At 64.5% G+C, this 19,273-nt stretch carries 12 protein-coding genes and 2 pseudogenes; 8 read left to right on the top strand and 6 right to left on the bottom strand.

The features are described from left to right. Window positions 1–52: 52 nt before the first annotated feature. Window positions 53–1,396: an aminotransferase class III-fold pyridoxal phosphate-dependent enzyme gene (locus VQ045_RS17790; RefSeq protein ID WP_327648293.1), complete on the bottom strand. Its 1,344-nt coding sequence runs from the start codon at window positions 1,394–1,396 to the stop codon at window positions 53–55. A 119-nt stretch (window positions 1,397–1,515) separates the two neighbouring features. Here VQ045_RS17790 and pdxR point away from each other — a divergent pair, with 119 nt between their 5' ends. Both pdxR and VQ045_RS17780 read left to right on the top strand, forming a co-directional pair. Then, window positions 1,516–3,009, top strand: coding sequence for a MocR-like pyridoxine biosynthesis transcription factor PdxR (pdxR, locus tag VQ045_RS17785; RefSeq protein WP_331831054.1), 1,494 nt, complete (start codon window positions 1,516–1,518; stop codon window positions 3,007–3,009). A gap of 16 nt (window positions 3,010–3,025) precedes the next feature. Continuing rightward, a complete protein-coding gene (locus VQ045_RS17780; protein WP_331831053.1) occupies window positions 3,026–3,781 on the top strand; it encodes a sulfite exporter TauE/SafE family protein in 756 nt (251 codons plus the stop codon). A gap of 10 nt (window positions 3,782–3,791) precedes the next feature. Here VQ045_RS17780 and VQ045_RS17775 read toward each other — a convergent pair whose 3' ends face one another. The 3 genes and pseudogenes from VQ045_RS17775 to VQ045_RS17765 all read right to left on the bottom strand — a co-directional run bounded on the left by VQ045_RS17775 (window position 3,792) and on the right by VQ045_RS17765 (window position 9,344). Next, the gene (locus VQ045_RS17775) at window positions 3,792–6,281 is read right to left on the bottom strand and encodes a GcvT family protein (protein ID WP_331831052.1); all 2,490 of its coding nucleotides are present in this window, start codon (window positions 6,279–6,281) and stop codon (window positions 3,792–3,794) included. Further along, a pseudogene (locus VQ045_RS17770) lies at window positions 6,278–8,729 on the bottom strand (GcvT family protein). Before VQ045_RS17770 ends, VQ045_RS17775 begins: the two are co-directional and overlap by 4 nt. 9 nt (window positions 8,730–8,738) lie before the next feature. Then, window positions 8,739–9,344: a helix-turn-helix domain-containing protein gene (locus tag VQ045_RS17765; protein WP_327625732.1), complete on the bottom strand. Its 606-nt coding sequence runs from the start codon at window positions 9,342–9,344 to the stop codon at window positions 8,739–8,741. 673 nt (window positions 9,345–10,017) lie between these two features. Between VQ045_RS17765 and VQ045_RS17760 the strand changes: the two genes are divergently transcribed. The 6 genes and pseudogenes from VQ045_RS17760 (at window position 10,018) to pta (ending at window position 17,329) form a co-directional block, all read left to right on the top strand. Further along, window positions 10,018–11,004, top strand: a complete 987-nt coding sequence (locus VQ045_RS17760; RefSeq protein ID WP_327649420.1) for a taurine ABC transporter substrate-binding protein — start codon at window positions 10,018–10,020, stop codon at window positions 11,002–11,004. A gap of 74 nt (window positions 11,005–11,078) precedes the next feature. Next, window positions 11,079–11,933, top strand: coding sequence for an ABC transporter ATP-binding protein (locus tag VQ045_RS17755; RefSeq protein ID WP_327649419.1), 855 nt, complete (start codon window positions 11,079–11,081; stop codon window positions 11,931–11,933). A gap of 14 nt (window positions 11,934–11,947) precedes the next feature. Further along, complete coding sequence (locus VQ045_RS17750; RefSeq protein WP_327649418.1) at window positions 11,948–12,838, top strand: ABC transporter permease; 891 nt, start codon at window positions 11,948–11,950, stop codon at window positions 12,836–12,838. Between the two features lie 195 nt (window positions 12,839–13,033). Then, window positions 13,034–14,809, top strand: coding sequence for a sulfoacetaldehyde acetyltransferase (gene xsc / locus VQ045_RS17745; RefSeq protein ID WP_331831051.1), 1,776 nt, complete (start codon window positions 13,034–13,036; stop codon window positions 14,807–14,809). A gap of 230 nt (window positions 14,810–15,039) precedes the next feature. After that, window positions 15,040–16,186: pseudogene (locus VQ045_RS22055) on the top strand (YeiH family protein). A 60-nt stretch (window positions 16,187–16,246) separates the two neighbouring features. Next, window positions 16,247–17,329 carry a phosphate acetyltransferase gene (gene pta / locus VQ045_RS17730; RefSeq protein ID WP_331831050.1) on the top strand — a complete coding sequence of 361 codons (1,083 nt, stop codon included), beginning with the start codon at window positions 16,247–16,249 and terminating at the stop codon, window positions 17,327–17,329. 255 nt (window positions 17,330–17,584) lie between these two features. On the opposite strand, the gene VQ045_RS17725 is transcribed toward pta, so the two are convergent. Beyond that, the gene (locus VQ045_RS17725; RefSeq protein WP_331831049.1) at window positions 17,585–18,985 is read right to left on the bottom strand and encodes an NAD(P)/FAD-dependent oxidoreductase; all 1,401 of its coding nucleotides are present in this window, start codon (window positions 18,983–18,985) and stop codon (window positions 17,585–17,587) included. A gap of 36 nt (window positions 18,986–19,021) precedes the next feature. Then, window positions 19,022–19,273 (bottom strand): nuclear transport factor 2 family protein (locus VQ045_RS17720; protein ID WP_331831048.1); only part of this gene is annotated, 252 nt, incomplete at its 5' end.

Below are 19,273 nucleotides of genomic sequence, written 5' to 3'. Positions count from 1 at the left end.
CGCGTTCGATCGTGAAGTAATGCTCATCGAAGAAACGGCAAAAACCACAGTGCTAAAGATGCTGGTCGAGCGTCCTGCGCAGTTTGTCGACGATCTCGTCGACATGCTTGCGCTCGGCGATGAAGGCCGGCGCCACCACCGCGACGTCGCCGGTGAACTTCACGTGGCAGCCGTTCCAGAACAGATCCTTCTGCATCTGCTGGCCGCGCCGGCCCGGCGCCCCGTCGCTCTTGACCTCGACGCCGGCCATCAGGCCGACCACCCGCAGGTCGAACACCAGCGGGTGGTCCTTGAGGCCGAAGATCGCCTCCTCGAAATACGGCGCCAATTCCGCCGCACGGTCAAACAGGCCCTCGGATGCGTAGATCTCCTGCGCCGCCAATCCCGCCGCACAGGCGGCCGGATGCGCCGAATAGGTGTAGCCGTGGAAGAACTCGACGGCGCCCTCGGGGCTGGCGTTGGTAACCGTCTCGTAGACCGCGTCGCGCACTGCGACCGCGCCCATCGGAATGGCGCCGTTAGTCAGCGCCTTGGCCATGGTGACGATGTCCGGCACGACATCGTACTTGTCGCAGGCGAACGGCGCGCCGAGACGACCGAAGCCGGTGATCACCTCGTCGAACACCAGCAGGATGCCGTGTTTGTCGCAGATTTCGCGCAACCGCTTGAGATAGCCCTTCGGCGGCACCAGCGTTCCGGTGGAGCCGGCGACCGGCTCGACGAAGCAGGCGGCGATGGTCCGCGGACCGTAGGTCTGGCAGATGCGCTCCAGATCCTCGGCGAGTTCGGCGCCGTGCTCCGGCTGGCCGCGCGTCATCTTGTTCTCTTCCTGCCAGGTATGCCGCATCAGCGCCACATGCGGCATGGTGGCGGGAAACGCCTCGCGGTTCTTGATCATGCCGGACAGTGACACCCCGCCGATGTTCACGCCGTGATAGGCCCGCTCGCGCGACACGAAGCGGATGCGCTCTCCCTCGCCGCGGGCGCGGTGATAGGCCATGGCGATCTTCAACGCCGTGTCGATCGACTCCGAACCCGAATTGACGAAGAAGACGTGGTTGATCGGCTCCGGCAGGAGATCGGCGACCTTCTGTGCCAGGGCGAAGGAAGTCGGCTGACCCAGTTGGAAGGGCGCGACATAGTCGTTTTGCAGCATCTGCCGGTGAACGGCATCGGCGATTTCCTTGCGCCCGTGACCGGCGGGGCAGCAGAACAGGCCGGACGACCCGTCGATGACCTGATTGCCGTTCTGGTCCCAGCAGAACATGCCCTCTGAGCGCATCACCATCCGCGGACTCTGCTTGAAGTCGCGATTGCCGGAAAATGGCATCCAGTGGGCTTCGAGGGAATTGGTGGGTGAAAAGGCGACGTCTGCGGCTGCGGATCTGGAGCTCATGGTTCACCTCGATGGAAGTTTGGCGGGATTCACTTGCGAATGTCAGCGTCCCCACGATACCGTCCGGTCTGGCCTGATCGTAGGACCAGATAGCCCAATTGGGTAAGGCCAGGACCGTCATGCGCAACGCACTGTTTCATGTCGACAAGGGCGAAACCTTCACGCTGCAGGCGCAGATACGCGAGGGTCTGGTCTCCGCCGTTCTGGCCGGCCAGCTCTCGGCGATGGAATCGGTTCCCTCCACCCGGGCGATGGCGCGCCAGCTCGGCGTGTCGCGCAATACCGTCGTGCTGTCGTATCAGGCCCTTGTCGAGGATGGGTTCCTGCTTGCGCGGGAGCGCAGCGGCTTTTACGTCAACCCCGAGGTCCTGACGGGACTGGTGCCGTCGGCGGACGCGGCTGCCCCGACAGAGGACAAAGGCGAGATCGACTGGCAGGCGCGCCTGCGAATCCATCCCGCCGGTCAGGTCAATATCGTCAAGCCGGAAGACTGGCGGGACCATCCCTATCTTTTCATCTACGGCCAGATCGATCACACCCTGTTTCCCATTTCCGAATGGCGCGACTGCGTCCGCCAGGCCATGGGCGCAAAAGGTCTGGACCAGTGGACAGCGGACCGTTTCAACGCCGACGACCCGATGCTGATCGAACAGATCCGCACCCGCATCCTGCCCCGCCGGGGAATCGCCGCGCGTGACGAGGAGATTCTCATCACCATGGGCGCTCAGAACGCCCTCTACCTGGTTTCAAGTCTGCTGGTCGGAGCGAACACGCGCGTCGCCATCGAGGACCCGGGCTATCCCGACGCGCGCAACATGTTCGCCTTGCGCACCCGGCACGTCGTTCCGATCCCGGTCGACGAGAATGGGCTGCTGATGGACGAGCGGCTGGCCGCCTGTCAGTTGGCCTTTATCACTCCGTCGCATCATTTCCCCACCACGGCGACGCTACCACTGTCCCGACGCAAGGAATTGTTGGCGCTCGCCAGCGCCAACAACCTGATCATTCTGGAGGACGATTACGAGTTCGAGGCCAACTATGTCTCCGCACCAACCCCGGCGCTGAAGTCGCTGGATAAGGAGGGGCGGGTCATCTACATCGGCAGCTTGTCCAAGTCCCTGGTGCCGGGCGTCCGGATCGGCTTTCTGGTCGCCCCGAAACCGCTGATCGATCAGGCGCGAGCGCTGCGCCGGCTGATGCTGCGCCACCCGCCCGGTAACAACCAGCGCGCCGCCGCCCTCTTCCTGGCTCTCGGACATCACGATGCGCTGTTGGGGCGATTGCACCGTGTTTACCGCGAACGCTGGCGGGTCATGGGCGAGGCGCTGCAGACCCATTTGCCGTTCTGGTCGCGCAGCCCGACCTTCGGCGGCACCAGCTATTGGCTGGAAGGACCGCCGGGGTTCGATGCCGGTGAATTGGCGCGGCGGGCGCTGAAGCAAGGGATCGTCATCGAGGCCGGCGATTTCTTCTTCGCCGGCCGCAATCCGCCGCGAAACTACTTCCGCCTCGGCTTCTCCGCGATCGCCACCGACCGTATCGCCGAGGGCGTTCGCAAATTGGCCGAGATCGTCAGGAGCCTGCCCTCGTCATCGACGCAAGCCGCCGAATAATGATGACCGGTCTCCCATGCCCGCATCGATGCTGAACCTCGGCGCCGGCGGCCTCGTCCTCAGCGCGGCAGTCTTCCTGTGCGCGGGTTTCGCGCGGGGATATGCCGGATTCGGCATGTCGGCGGTGATCATGGCGGCGCTGACGCTCATCCTGCCGCCGGCCGAACTGGTGCCGATCGCCATCGGTCTGGAGATCGCGGCGAGCCTCGGTCAGGCGCGCGGTGTCTGGCGCGAGATCGACTGGCGAATTCTGGGATTCCTGTTCGCCGGCGCGCTGATCGGCAATCCGATCGGCGTTCATTTGCTCGCCACCTTGCCGCCCGAGCCGGTGAAGAGCGCACTGCTGGCCTTCATTCTGTTCGCCAGCCTGCTCTTGTGGCTGAGTCCCGGGCTGGCGCTGCGTCTGTCCGGCAGCCTGTTGGCCGCAACCGGTCTGGTGTCGGGCATCGTCAACGGCGCCGCCGGCGTCGGCGGCCTCGTCGTCGCGCTGGCCTTTACCGCCGGGCGGATCCCGGCGCCGATCATGCGCGCCGTCTTCATCGCCTATCTGTTCGCGATCGACCTTTGGGGCAGCGCGCTGCTGACCCTCAACGGCCTGTTCGACGTGACGGCGTTGGCGCGCATCGGCTTCGCCCTGCCCTTCATGGCGTTGGGGGTCTGGCTGGGCGGGCGGCGGTTCCTGTCCGCCAGCCCGCAATCGTTCCGCGTCTTCGTCCTGGCGATGTTGGTCGTGCTTTGCGCCATCGGCCTGATCAAACTCGCCCTCGTATGAGGTCGCTCGTTCAGGCGCGAACCCGCTCCGACTTGGGATCGTAGAGCGGCTTGAGGCTGGCGATGGCACCGACGCGCTCGCCTGCAACCTCGATCTCGTAGGAGGAACCGACGATATCGCCGGGCTTTTCGTCTGGCTCGCATTGCACATAGCCAAGGCCGATTGCCGCGCCGAGATGATGTCCGTAGCCGCCCGAGGTCAGGAACCCTGCGATCGCGCCGTCCCGCCAGATCGGCTCGGTGTGATAGAGCAGCGGCTCGGCATCATCGAGCTTGAACTGCACCAGCCGCCTCGTCAGGCCTTCCTGCTTTTTCGCCGCCACGGCGGCGCGGCCGATGAAATCGCCATAGGCGCCAGGCGTCTTGTCCGGCTTCACGGCAAAGCCCAGCCCCGACTCCAGCACATGATCCTCGTCGGACAGATCATGGCCGAAATGGCGATACGCCTTCTCCAGCCGGCAGGCATCCATGGTGTGCATGCCGCAAAGGCGCAGGCCGAATGCGTCGCCTGCCTCCATTACGGTATCGAAGACATGCCGGGCCAGATCGCTCGGCATGTAGAGCTCGTAGCCTAGCTCGCCGACATAGGTGATGCGGTGGGCGCGCACGACGCCCATGCCGAGCTCGATCTCGCGGGCCGTCGCGAACGGAAACGCCGCGTTGGAAAGATCGGCGCCGGTCAGCGACTGCAAGAGTTTGCGCGCATTCGGCCCCATTACCGGAAGGCAGGCCTCGGCGCTGGTGACGTCGGTGACGGTGCAGTGGGCGTCACCGGGAATATGGCGCTTCAGCCACGCAATATCGCGGACGTCCTGAGCCGCGCCGGTGATCACCAGGAACGCGGTCTCGGAAAGACGCGTCACGGTCAGATCCGCTTCGACGCCGCCGCGATCGTTGAGCCATTGCGTATAGACGATGCGGCCCGGTGCCACGTCGACATCGTTGGCGCACAGCTTTTGCAGGACATCGAAGGCATCGCGGCCTTCCACCCGCAGCTTGACGAAGGACGACATGTCGAACAGCCCGACCGCCTCGCGCACCGCCTTGTGCTCGCCAGCCGCATAGTCGAACCAGTTCTGCCGGCCCCAGCTGTAGCGATATTCGGGCTTGACCCCGCGTTCCAGATCCGCCTTCGGCACGAACCAGTTGGCCCGCTCCCAGCCCGCCGTTTCGCCGAAGCAGGCGCCGCGCGCGGCCAGGCGTTCGTGCAGCGGCGAGGTCCGCACCCCGCGGGCGCTTTCGAACTGGCGATAGGGAAAATGATCGGCATAGAGCAGACCGAGCGTCTCGCTGACGCGGTTGACGAGATAGGTGCGGTTGTTCTGCACCCGCTGCATCCGGCGAATGTCGACATCCCAGAGATCGAAGGGCGGCTCGCCATCCTCGATCCACTGCGCCAGCGCCATGCCGGCGCCGCCGGCCGACTGGATGCCGACCGAATTGAAGCCCGCCGCGACGAAGAACCCGGCGAGTTCCGGCGCTTCGCCAAGGAGATACCGGTCGTCCGGCGTGAAACTCTCCGGTCCGTTGAAGAAGGTATGGATTCCCGCCTTTTCGAGCGCGGGAAAGCGATTAACCGCCATCTCCAGGATCGGGGCAAAATGGTCGAAATCCTCAGGCAACTGGTCGAAGCAGAAATCTGCGGGAATGCCGTCCTGTCCCCAGGGCTTGGCGCGCGGCTCGAACGCGCCGAGCAATAGCTTGCCGGCGTCCTCCTTGTAATAGGCGCACTCGTCCGGCACCCGCATCACCGGCATGTCGCGCGGCAGATCGGCGATCGCTTCGGTGACGATGTAGAAATGTTCGCAGGCTTGCAGCGGCACGTTGACGCCCGCCATCTGGCCTACATCGCGGGCCCACATGCCGGCGCAGTTCACCACCACATCGGCCGAGAGATTGCCGCTCTCCTCGCCGCGCTGCCAGGCGACGCCGGTGGCGCGACCGTCGACCTGGTGAATGGCGGTGACCGCGACGCCCTCGATGATCTGCGCGCCGCGCATGCGGGCGCCCTTGGCCAGAGCCAGCGCGATGTTGATCGGATCGCCCTGCCCGTCCTTCGGCAGATAGACGGCACCGGTGACGTCTTCCATATTATATAGCGGATTCAGGCGTTTGGCGTCCGCGACCGAGATCTCCTCGATCTCGACGCCGAAGGAGCGCGCCATCGAGGCGCCGCGCTTCAACTCCTGCAACCGCTCGTCGGTCAAGGCGAGGGTGATCGAGCCGTTGCGCTTGAACCCGGTCGCAACCTCCGTCTCGGCCTCCAGCGTGCCGTAGAGCTCCTGCGAATATTTGGCGAGCCGCGTCATGTTGTGGGTCGCCCGGAGTTGCGCGATGAGACCGGCCGCGTGCCAGGTCGTGCCGCAGGTCAGCTGCTTTCGCTCCAGAAGGACGACGTCCGTCCAGCCGAGCTTGGTCAGGTGATAGGCGAGCGAGCAGCCGATGACGCCGCCGCCGATGATCACCGCGCGCGCCGAGGAAGGGACCGGTTTCGTCGTCATGACAGACCTTTCAGCCGCTCGTTGCGAGGGTCGTAAATGGGCTCGGCGACCACCGTCGCCTTGCGGCGCTCGCCGAGGATCTCGATTTCGACTTCGGTGCCGGGTTCGGTGAGATCGGCACGCAACATGGCAAGCGCGATCGTCTTCTGGATGCGATGGCCGAAGCCGGCCGAGGTGACGAGACCGACGCGCTCCTCGCCCTTCCAGACGCTCGAAAGCGGCACAGGATCGACGCCGCTGCGGTCAGCCGCACAATCGACGATCAACGGCGCAAAACGCTCCGAGACGCCAGCCTCCCGTTCCCGGATCAGCGCGTCGCGGCCCATGAAGTCCGGCTTGTCGAGCCGGACGAAGCGGTCGAGCCCGCCCTGCAGCGGCGAATAGTCGGTCGACAGATCGCTCTTCCAGCCGCGGTAGCATTTTTCCAGCCGCATGGAATCCATGGCGTAGACGCCAAAATCCGCGATGCCGAATTCCTCGCCGGCCTGCCACAACATGTCGTAGGCACCGGCCAGCGTTGCCAGCGGCAGATGCAGCTCGTAGCCGAGTTCGCCGACATAATTGACGCGGATCGCCAGGCCGCGCGCCATGCCGATCTCGACAGGCTGGTGGGAAAGCCAGGGAAACGCCGCGTTCGACAGGTCGCTGTCCGCCACCTTGGCGAGGAGATCGCGCGACCGCGGACCGGCGATGACCAGCGTGCCCCAGCCGGCCGTTTCGTCGGTCAGCGTGAAATCGGCGTCCGCCGGCATGTGGCGCCTCAGCCAGTCGCGATCGTGCCACTGGCCACCGACGGCGCCGATCAGCCAGAAATGATCTTCGGCAAAGCGTGTGACAGTCAGTTCGGTCAGGATGCGTCCGCCCCTGGTGCAGAGATAGGCGAGGGTCACGCGGCCGGGCTTCGGCAGCGCGCCGGCGATCATGCCGCCCAGCCATTCCGCTGCCCCCTCGCCCTTCAGCTCGAACCGGGCGAAAGCGGTGAGGTCGAGGATTCCCACCTGGTTTGCGACAGCATCGCATTCGCGCGCCACCGACTCGAACCAGTCGCCACGGCCATAGGTCTCGGGAGCGTCCTCGTCGCCGGGTGTCCCGAACCAGGTCGGTTTTTCCCAACCACCGCGGGCGCCGAAACGAGCGCCCTTGGCCTTTAGCCGCTCGTAGACCGGCGAGGTCTTGGCGGGCCGCCCTGCCGGCCATTCCAGATGGGGGTAGTGAATCGCGTATTCGTGCGAATAGACCTCGACGGCCTTGGCGACCGTGTAGGACTTGGTGGCGAAGTCGGTGAAACGGCGCGGATCGACCGCCCACATGTCCCATTCGGTCTCGCCTTCCGTGACCCAGTCCGCGAGCACCTTGCCGGCGCCACCGGCCTGGACGATGCCGAATGTGAAGACGCAGGCTTCAAAGGCATTGCTGATGCCCGGAACGGGACCGATCAACGGCAGACCGTACGGCGCATAGGGGATTGGCCCGTTGATGACCTTCTGGATGCCGGCGCTGGCCAGCACCGGCATCCGCGCGCAGGCATCCTCGATATAGCTTTCGATGCGGTCCAGATCGTCCGACCAGAGCTGGAACGAGAAATCGGCCGGCATCGGATCGGCACGGCCCACCCAATAGGGCGTGGCCTGGTGCTCGTAGGGGCCGAGGATCAGGCCCTTGCCTTCCTGGCGCAGATAGTAGGAAGAGTCGGGATCGCGGACCATCGGGATGCTCGTCTCGCGCGCGGAGAATTCGGGCACTTCCTCGGTGACGAGATATTGGTGCGACATCGCCACCATCGGAACGTCACGGCCCATCATGCGACCGAGTTCCGCGGCGCGGTAGCCAGCGGCGTTGACGATGATGCCCGCCTTCACCGTGCCTTTGGCGGTCACAACATGCCAGGTGCCGTCGCTCTGTTGGCTCAACCCTGTCACTGGGCAGAATCGGATGATCGTCGCGCCCATTCCGCGCGCGGCCTTGGCGAACGCCTGGGTGATCTGCGCCGGGTCGATGTCCCCGTCCGCCGCGTCCCACAATCCGCCCTGGAGGTCATGGGTTTCCAGGAAGGGACAAAGATCGCGCATCTCCGCCGCCGTGACCATCTCCATCGCGATACCCTGATTGAGAGCCATGCCACGCACATGCTCGAATTCCTGCATCCGCTCCTTGCTATGGGCGAGGCGTAGCGCGCCGGTCACATGGTAATTGATCGGATAATCGGCCTCGTCACCCAGCCTCTCGTAAAGCCGGTTGGAGTAATTCTGCATCTTCATGATGCCCCAGGAACCGGCGAAGTTCGGGCAGTTGCCGGCCGCGTGCCAGGTGGAGCCAGACGTCAGCTCGTTCGACTCGAGCAGCAGGAGATCGCTCCAGCCCGCCTTGGCCAGATGATAAAGGCTCGAGCATTCCGACCGCTCCGCCTCCGATGATGACGACGCGGGCGTGGGACGGAAGCTCGGCCATGGCGGGACCTCAATAAACCGGGGGGGAAATGACCCAGATGACGACGGCCGGCTCGATGCCCGGATTGCGCCAGCGATAGGCCTGATGAGCGAAACGGAAGCTGTCGCCGGCCCGTAACAGCAGGCAACGGTCGTCAAGGATGAGTTCGAGCTCGCCGGAGATCAGATAACCGGCTTCCTCGGTTTCGCGTCGTTGCGTTTCGGCAAGCTCGGCGCCGGGTGCGAACACGGAACGGAACAGCTCGAAGGAGCCACCAAGGTCGGGTGACAGCAATTCCTCGGTCAGGCCGGCCTCTTGGCTGCCGACCTTGCGGCGAGCGCCGGCGCGCACGACGACACCACGCTCGTTCTCGGGCGCCTCGTCGTTGACGAAGAACCAGCCGAGCGGCACCCCGAACAGCGTCGCGAGTTTGCGCAGGTCGTCGATGGCGGGAGCGGAGATGCCGCGCTCAACCTGGCTGACATAGCCGACCGAGCGGCCGATGCTCAGCGCCAGCTCCGCCAGCGTCAGCCCTTTTGCCTTGCGCAGAGCGCGCAAATCGGCGCCGAGCGACGTCCTGCTCGCCTCTCCGGACCCGTCATGCGCGACTGCGGCTGTTGTCGACACGTCTGCCATCCATTCCTCGCCTCTCCAAACAAAGAGATCATGTCGACGTGAAATAATCAATCAATTTTTCATATACATGAATTTTTGTGTGCCTATTGGCCCTTCTTCCCCCGAGGGGCACGGCGGCATCGAGCACGACGGATAGGCATGTGGCGTAGCGCCGTTTCCCGAGCTCTGTCTCAAGAACATCTACCGTCTCCCGTGGGTTCGAGGCGCCTTTTTTTGGAGAATTCGCACTTATCACTTAGCATTTACCGGGGAAGCGACCGATGAGTTCTGCGCCCCCTGCAGTCAGCGCGCCGACCCGCCACGTCGGGTCTTCAGAGTTGCAAGAAGATAGCAATCCCGACCGGAGTGATCCTCGCAGAATTGACGTAATCACTGTCGCCTCACTCAATAGTCGACGTCTGGACCCATCATAATCCTGCTTTTGGACCTAATCGCCACCGGTCTTGTGACATAGCATCAAGCACAGAATGCAGCGCTCGGGAGGAGACAGGAGCGCGTAGACTGTCCGACCGCCGGGTTGACCGGGGTCTTTGGCGCCGCCGCTCGCAGCCTCGGCGTCCGGGCAGATGTCCAAAGGCGGCTCGATGCCGTCCGATCGCATTCGCAGGAGACAAGGCAGAAATTCCATCGGCTCGACAGGCCATCGTCAATCTCACAGAAATGGAACGCCGACATGACATCTCTCACTCGCATCTCGACCGGCCTTGCGGCCGCGGCGGCATTCGCCCTGACGACGTCCATCGCGGTGGCGCAGCCCTCTGAAATCACCGTCGCCTATTTCCTCGAGTGGCCGACAGCCAACCAGATCGCCCAGGTCGACGGAACCTACGAAAAGGAACTCGGCGTCACGGTGAACTGGCGAGCCTTCGGCAACGGCAACGAGATGTCGCAGGCGATGGCCTCGGGCGACGTTCAGATTGCCTTCAGCCAGGGACTGGTGCCATTCGTCGTCGCCGTTTCCAACGGCCTTCCCCTCAAGACTGTCGGGATTGCCGTGTCCTACGCGGAAGCCGACAATTGCGTCGTGCGCGATGACGCCGGCATCACCCAGGACAATGCCAAGGATCTGGAAGGCAAGAAGGTCGCCACGCCGATCGGCAACGTCACCCATTACAAGCTGTTGCGCATGCTCGATCATCTCGGCGTCGACGCCACCAAGGTCGACCTGGTGCAGATGAACGGCGCCGACGCCGCCATCGCGCTCGGGCGCGGCGATGTGGCGATGGGCTGCGCCTTCGGCGGACCGCTCCAGCGCATGAAGGAATATGGCAAGGTGCTGATGACGGCGGCCGAGCAGGAGGAAATCGGCATTCGCGTCTTCGACGTGATTTCCGTGACGAAGGAGTTCGCCGAGGAGAGCCCCGATCTGCTCCGGAAATTCATGGACGTGACCAGCAAGGCCAATGAGGCCTATGCGGCCGACCCGGAAAAATATCAGGCGATCATCGCCAAGGCTTCCGGCATGGACCTTCCGGCGGCGACGGAGATGTTGGGCATGTTCTCATTTCCCACCAGCGCCGAACAGGCCTCGGATAACTGGCTCGGCGGATCGGTCCAGAAGTTCACCAAGGAGGTCGCCGATTTCTTCGTCGCCCAGGGCGAGATGGACAAAGCTCTCGATGATTACAGCGGCATGATCGACCCGTCCTTCCTTCAGTAGCGATTGCGTCAAGCGCGGTATGGGAAGACCATGCCGCGCCTACCCAGTTGAATCGGACCAGCGAAGGAATTTCGATGAAAGGGTTCGTCGTCGACGACGTCTCGATGATTTTCACACTGCCGTCTGGCGGCAGCGTGCAGGCGCTGAAAAACGTCTCGTTCTCCCTCAAGCCGGGAGAACTTCTGTCGGTGCTGGGCCCGTCCGGCTGCGGTAAGACGACATTGCTGAACATCATGGCCGGCTTCCTGTCGCCCACTTCGGGAAGCATCCACTATGAAGGCGATGGCACCGCCGAGGGGGCGTCCGGTGACGGCGTTGGCGGTCTGTCGCGGATCACCGGGCCGGGCCGCGACCGGGGCATGGTGTTCCAGCAGGGCGCGCTTTTCGAATGGTTGAGCGTCGAGCAGAACGTCGCCTTCGGCCCCGATATGGCCGGCAAGCCGAAGGCCGAGGTGCGTGCCACCGTCGAGCGTCTCCTGAACATTGTCGGGCTGCGAGGTTTCGGCGACAAACCGGTCTATCAATTGTCCGGCGGCATGCAGCAGCGCGTCGCCCTCGCCCGCTGTCTCGCCAACGACCCCGACGTCATCTTGATGGACGAGCCGCTCGGCGCCCTCGACGCCCTGACCCGCGAAAAGATGCAGGGCCTCGTCCTGAAGCTTTGGAAAGAGACCGGCAAGACCATCATCTTGATCACCCATTCGGTCGAGGAGGCGCTGTTTCTGGGCGAACGCCTGATGGTGATGGCTCCGCGTCCAGGCCGGGTGTTCAGGGAGTACCGGCTGCCCTTCGCGGAAATGGGGCTCACGGAGAGCCCGCGACAAATCAAGGCATCGCCGGACTTCATCGAAAAACGCGAAGAAATTCTGACGATGATCTGGGGCATGGAGGAAGAAATCATGGGCCATGTCGACGGCGACGTGGCTTGATAGGGGAACGGATGATGACCGACACCACCGAGAACTCGCCGAAATCGACCCCGCAGCCATCCGAGCTGGCGATCTGGCTCGGCATCGCCGACAATACCTTCACGCGTCAAAAGACCGTCAAGTTCGGCGATTCGTCGGCGGTCAATTCGGGTCGAGCCTATTCGATCCTCACCGTCGCCCTGCTCTTGGGCCTGTGGCTTGCGGCGTCCGCCTTCGGCTGGATCCGGCCGATCTACTGGCCCTCCATCGACGCCGTCTTCGAGCGCCTCAGCTCGCTGATCAGCAATGGCTTTCGCAACACCGCGCTGTGGGAACATATCTGGGTCAGTGTCTATCGCGTCATCTCCGGCGTCTTCTTCGGAACGCTGGTCGGCGTGCCGCTGGGACTGGCCATGGGCCTGACGACGATTGGCCGCGGCCTGCTCGACCCGATCGTGGAATTCGTCCGGCCGATCCCGCCACTGGCGCTGATTCCCCTGATCATCCTGTGGTTCGGCATCGACGAGACAGCCAAGATCTTCCTGTTGTTCCTGGCCGCGTTGTTCATCATGATCATCGCCGCACGGTCGGGCGTCGCCAGCGTCAAGATCTCCAAGGTCCACGCCGCCTACTCGCTCGGCGCCTCGAAGATGCAGATCCTGCGTCACGTCATCCTGCCGAATGCGCTGCCGGAGATCTTCACCGGCCTTCGGACCGCGATGGGGGTGTGCTGGGGCACGGTCGTCGCCGCCGAACTGGTGGCGGCCGACAAGGGCGTCGGCTCGATGATCATGATCGCCAAGAACTTCCTGCAGACCGACACGGTGGTGATCGGCATCACCATCATCGGCCTGATCGGCTATGGGATCGAGATGCTGATGCGTTTTGCCGAGCGCAAGCTCATCCCGTGGAAGGGCAAGGGCTGATCGGGCGATTCGTCCGGACCGCCCGCGGCACGGCCAGACGGCCTCCGCCCGATCGAGCGCGGGGTCCGGCAACGGCGGATCGGCTCGGGATCAGGACGAAATTGGATAGTCCCTCGGCGGCGGGATCGCTCCGAACGATCCATCTGTGCGCCGGGACGCACGGTTCCACTCACGTATAATCAAGGGGATACGACCATGAAGATGACGACCGAGGAAGCCTTCATCAAGGTTCTTCAGATGCATGGGATCGAACATGCGTTCGGCATCATCGGCTCAGCGATGATGCCGGTGTCGGATTTGTTTCCGAAGGCCGGCGTGACCTTCTGGGACTGCGCCCACGAGACCAATGCGGGCCTGATCGCCGACGGCTACAGCCGGGTGACCGGCAAGATGGCGATGGCGATTGCCCAGAACGGCCCCGGCGTGACCGGCTTCGTGACGGCGGTGAAGACGGCCTACTGGAACCACACGCCGATGCTTCTGGTCACGCCCCAGGCGGCCAACAAGACGATGGGCCAGGGCGGCTTCCAGGAGGTCACCCAGATGGCCTTGTTCGAGGACATGGTCTGCTATCAGGAAGAGGTGCGCGACGCCTCGCGGGTGCCGGAGGTACTGAACCGGGTGATCGAGAAAGCCTGGCGCGGCTGCGCCCCGGCGCAGATCAACATCCCGCGCGATTTCTGGACGCAGGTCATCGACGTCGATCTGCCACAGATCGTTCGGCTGGAGCGCTCCGCCGGCGGCCGGGCGGCGATCGCCGAGGCCGCCAAGCTGCTGTCGACGGCAAAGTTCCCGGTGATCCTCAACGGCGCCGGCGTCGTCGTCGGCAACGCTATCCCGGAATCGATCGCGCTCGCGGAGCGGCTGGACGCGCCGGTTGCCTGCGGCTACCAGCACAACGACGCCTTTCCCGGCAGCCATCGCCTGGCGGTCGGTCCGCTCGGTTATAACGGCTCCAAGGCGGCGATGCAGCTGATCGCCAAGGCCGACGTGGTGCTGGCGCTGGGCACGCGCCTCAACCCGTTCTCCACCCTACCCGGCTACGGCATCGACTATTGGCCGAAAGACGCCAAGATCATCCAGGTCGATATCAATCCCGACCGCATCGGCCTGACCAAGAAAATCACCGTCGGCATCTGCGGCGACGCTGCGGCCGTGGCGCGCCAGCTCCTCGACCAGCTCTCGGACACGGCCGGCGATGCCGGGCGGGCCGATCGCACCGCGCTGATCCACCAGACCAAGTCGGCCTGGCTGCAGCAGCTGTCCTCGATGGATCACGAGGACGACGATCCCGGCACGGTGTGGAACGAGAAAGCGCGTGACCGCGAACCGGAGCTGATGTCGCCGCGCATGGCCTGGCGGGCGATCCAGGCGGCGTTGCCGAAGGAGGCGATCGTGTCCAGCGACATCGGCAACAACTGCGCCATCGGCAACGCCTATCCGAGCTTCGAAGCGGGTCGCAAATATCTGGCGCCCGGCCTGTTCGGCCCCTGCGGCTACGGCTTTCCGGCGATCATCGGCGCCAAGATCGGCTGTCCGGATACGCCCGTCGTGGGCTTTGCCGGCGACGGCGCCTTCGGCATCTCGATGAATGAGATGACCTCGATCGGCCGCGACGAATGGCCGGCGGTGACCATGGTGATCTTCCGCAACTACCAATGGGGGGCGGAAAAGCGCAACACGACGCTGTGGTACGAGGACAATTTCGTCGGAACCGAACTCGATCCCAAGCTCAGCTATGCCAAAGTCGCCGAGGGCTGCGGCATGAAGGGCGTGACGGTGCGCGGCCAGGACGAACTGACCGGCGCCCTCACCAAGGCGCTCGAAGATCAGGCCAAGGGCGCCACCACCTTCATCGAGGTGATCCTCAACCAGGAGCTCGGCGAGCCGTTCCGCCGCGACGCGATGAAGAAGCCGGTCGTCGTCGCCGGCATCGACCCCAAAGACATGCGCCCGCAGCGCGGCGTCTGATCCCAAAGCGTTCACGCAGACGCACAAGCGTCGCGTTCGATCATGGGTGAAGCATCGGATGCTGTCCGACAAGCGGAAGCCGGCGTCAAGTCCGGCGCTGAAAGAGCACCGACACATGTAGACCCTGGCGGCGGCGCATTGGCCGTCGCCGCAAGGAGTGAGTCATGACCGCAAGCCAGGACGTGCTGCCGAGCACAGTGCCCGACCCAACGTCCCCGGCCGCGCAGGACATGGCGTCGACGGCTCCGCTCCCTGGGTCGGGACTATCGCGGCGAATTGCCGACTACGCCCCCGGGGTGCTGGTTGCGGCGACGGTCGCCGTCGCGGCGAAATTCCTGTCCGAGCATTACGGCGCGCCGGCCATGCTGATGGCGCTGCTCCTGGGCATCGCCCTGAACTTCCTCACCGAGGAAGGCAAATGCGCGGCGGGCATCAACTTCACCGCCAAGACGATCCTGCGTATCGGCGTCGCGCTCCTCGGCGTGCGCATCTCCGTCGCCCTGTTGATCGGCCTCGGCCCCGGCCTGATCGCGCTGCTGGTCGCCGGCGTCGTCGCCACCATCCTGTTCGGCTTCGCCGCGGCGAAGCTGCTCGGCCGTGGCTGGCGGCTGGCGCTCTTGACCGGCGGCTCGGTGGCGATCTGCGGCGCCTCGGCGGCGATGGCGATCGCCGCCGTCCTGCCGAAGAACCAGTTNCGCCGCGGCGAAGCTGCTCGGCCGTGGCTGGCGGCTGGCGCTCTTGACCGGCGGCTCGGTGGCGATCTGCGGCGCCTCGGCGGCGATGGCGATCGCCGCCGTCCTGCCGAAGAACCAGTTCTCCGAGCGCAACCTGATCTTCACCGTGCTCAGCGTCACCGTGCTCAGCACCGTGGCGATGATCGTCTATCCGCTGCTGATCCCGATCTTCGGGCTGAAGGACCAGGCCATCGGGGTGTTTCTCGGCGGCACTATCCACGACGTCGCCCAGGTCGTCGGCGCGGGCTTTTCGGTTTCCGACGCGGCCGGCGAGACCGCCACTTTGGTCAAGCTCATCCGCGTCACCATGCTGGCGCCGGTGGTGCTGGTGTTCACGCTGGTGTTCCGCGCCACCCACAAGAGCGAGGCCGAGGCCGGCAAGCGGCCACCGCTGATCCCCGGCTTCGTGCTCGGCTTTCTGGCGCTGGCCGCGCTCAACTCCTTCGGCCTGATCCCCAGGCAGGCGGCCGACATTACCGCCGACGTCTCCGGCTGGGCGCTCCTGTTCGGCATCGCCGCCGTCGGCATGAAGACCGCGCTGAAGAGCATCCTTTCCGTCGGTCGCGAGGCCGTCCTCCTCGTCGTCGCCGAAACCGTCTTCCTCGCCGTCTTCATCCTCATCGGCATCGCATATCTGAACTGACGGCGATGAGCTCAGGCCCCGGACTGCCGTGGCAAATCGCACTCGCGAGGACAGCGAACCATGAAGCCACTCGACGACATCATCATTGCCGCCAAGACCTCGCCAAAACACATCGTACTGCCGGAAGGCGAGGACGCGCGCATCATCGAGGGTGCGGCGCGCGCGGTGCGCGAGGGCATCGCCCGGATCACACTCCTCGGCGACCCGCGGGCAATCGCCGCGAAGCTGGACGCTACCGGCTTGGATCCGGCAAGCGTCGCCATCCTGGACCCGACACGGGCGCCGCAGACTGCCGACTACGCCGCCGTCTATCACAAACTGCGCCGTCACAAGGGTGTCGATGAGGCCGCAGCGAAGGCGGCCATGACGACACCACTCGGCTTTGCCGCGATGATGGTCCGACAGGGCGACGCCGACGGGACGGTCGGTGGCGCCATCGCCACTACCGCTGACACGGTCCGCACGGCGCTGCAGATCATCGGCCGGGCGCCGCAGGCCAAGATCGTGTCGAGTTTCTTCCTGATGATGCTCTGCGAGCACCACCATACGACCAAGGGAGGCTTCGTCTTCGCCGATTGCGGGATGATCGTCGAGCCGAGTGTCGAGGAACTGGCCGAGATCGCCATCGCCTCGGCCGATTCCTACGCCGAGTTAATCCGCGAGGAGCCGCGCGTCGCCATGCTGTCGTTCTCGACCGGTGGCAGCGCCAAGCATGAACGGGTCAGCCGGGTGGCCGCCGCCGCCGATCTTGTCAAAACGACCCGCGCCGACATCAAGATACATGGCGATCTGCAGTTCGACGCCGCCTTCGTGCCGGCCGTCAGCGCCGCCAAGTCGGCCGGTTCCCCGCTGGAGGGCCTGGCCAACGTCATGGTCTTCCCCAATCTCGACGCCGCCAATATCGGCTACAAGATCGCCCAGCGGATCGGTGGCGCCAAGGCGATCGGACCGATCCTGCAAGGCTTGGCCAAACCCGCAAACGACTTGTCCCGCGGCTGCAGCGCCGACGACGTCTTCCATATCATCGCAGTCACCTGCGTGCAGGCGATCGCAGCGGCAACGGCGGCCGGGCCAGCGGGGCGTAGAAAAACGGAACCGCTCGCCAAGCTCCTGTTTGAGGACTACCGCGACGAAGGTGAGTGACGCCTGCGGCTCAGGGGCCTGGAGCGCCTTGTGACCGCCGGTCGGCTCCTCTTAGCCAAGCGCCGTTACCGCTTCATGCCGCAGCCCGATGATCCCAAGCGCATGCGCGATTTCACGCACCTGCAATAGCTTCAAAGCGCCTCCTCGCTCGTCATCTTCATCACGACATCTCTAATACCAACCTGCGGTGATAGGGACCTATTCGAGGGGTTCCTATCACCGCAGGTTGGTATAAGTGGCAGGTCGTCGGCCCATTCATCGGGATTCATCGGCGTACTGGTACCAACCGTACATCAGCCGCTGGCCCAATCGCCGGAAGGGCGTCAGGATGCCGTGACTCGGCAATGGCGAGGTGAAGATCGGCAGGTCGAGGCCGGCACCTTTTCCGGCCAGCATCTGCGCCATGCGCCGACCGGCCTGGGCGGAATACATCACGCCGTTGCCGCCATAGCCCATGGCGTAAAAAATTGCCTGCGCCGGGTCCGGCTGGAAAATCCGCGGCATCATGTCGTGGCTGACATCGACCCAGCCCCACCAGGAATAGTCCAGATCGATGCCTTCCAGCGCCGGGAACTTGCGGGTGAGCCCCTTTTGCAGAAGCGCCAGATGCTTCGGGTTTTCGGCATCGGCGCCGGTGATCGCACTGCGGCTGCCGATCTGCATCCGGCCGTCGGGCAGGAACCGATAGTATTGGCGAAGCGTGCGCGTGTCGGTCAACGGTGAACCGGTCTGAGCGCCGCACGCCACCTTCTCCTCCTCCGTCAGCGGTCGCGTAACGATGGAATTCGACAGGATCGGCATCAACCTGTTTCTGGTGCGGTGGCTGAGCCCCGGCGGCGTGTAGCCGGCGGTCGCCAGCGCCACGGCGCGGGCGCGCACGGTGCCCCCAGGTGTCGTCAGATGATGGACCCCTCCCTTGATTTTCCAACCCATCACCGGGCTGGCCGGATGCACCTTGGCGCCGAGCTTGCGCGCCAGTCGAAGATAGCCGAAGGCGAGCTTACCGGCGTGGATCGAGATGCCGTCCGGCTCATGCATAGCCCCAGCCGCTTCCTGATCCCTGACATGGCGCTCATGCAGTTCCTCGCGGCCGAGCATGCGAGAACCGTAACCAAACACGTTATTGAGAAGCTTCGATTCCGCTTCCAATTTCGGCAGCACACCTGGCTTGTGCGCGATGTAGAAATGCCCGCCGTCTTGCGGCTCGCAATCGAATTCGCCAGAGCCGATCAGATCGCGGAACAATTCGAACGCTTCCAGGATCTCGGCGTGCAACTTCTTCGCGACCTCGACTCCCCAGCGTTGGATCCACTGTGACCGCTTCAACCGCCCGGAGGAAATCTGGGCTTGCCCGCCATTGCGGGTCGAGCAGCCCCAGGCGACCGTATTGGCTTCGAGCACTGTCGCTTTGATCCCGTGCTCCTTGGCCAGATGGATGGCGCAGGACAGGCCCGTGTAGCCCGAGCCGACCACGACGACATCGACATCCATGTCGCCCGAGACCGGCCCGTCGTCCTCGGGCGGCGGACCAGCCGTCCCGATCCAGTAGGTCGGCGCGTAATCGCGGTTGTGGCCGGGGCCGGCATCGACGAGCGGATCGTAGTGCGGATCATAGCTGGCCTTGGGCCAATGCTTGGGACGAATGGGATCGGACATGGCTCGGATTCCCGGATCTGGAGCGCGACGCTGGGTTCAGGCCGTGAGCAGCGGGCGGTTCTTGCGAAAGGCTTGCTTGACGACGATCTTGCCGCCGCGCAGCGTGAACAAGTCGGCACCCTGGGCTTCCACTTTCGTGCCGTCCGCATTGGTGCCGGAAAACGTCCATTCCGAAACCGGGGAATGTCCCGGTCTCTGTTGAAACTCTGAAGTGGGCGGCGTTGCCCGCCTTGAGCCGTTAGGCTCGGGGTGCCGATTCCACTGAGGAGAGCAACGCCATGAAGAAAG

It is taken from the genome of Aurantimonas sp. E1-2-R+4, assembly GCF_036549515.1.
Classification (GTDB): Bacteria; Pseudomonadota; Alphaproteobacteria; order Rhizobiales; family Rhizobiaceae; genus Aurantimonas; species Aurantimonas coralicida_A.
This window is presented reverse-complemented; position numbering and strand designations above follow the sequence as displayed.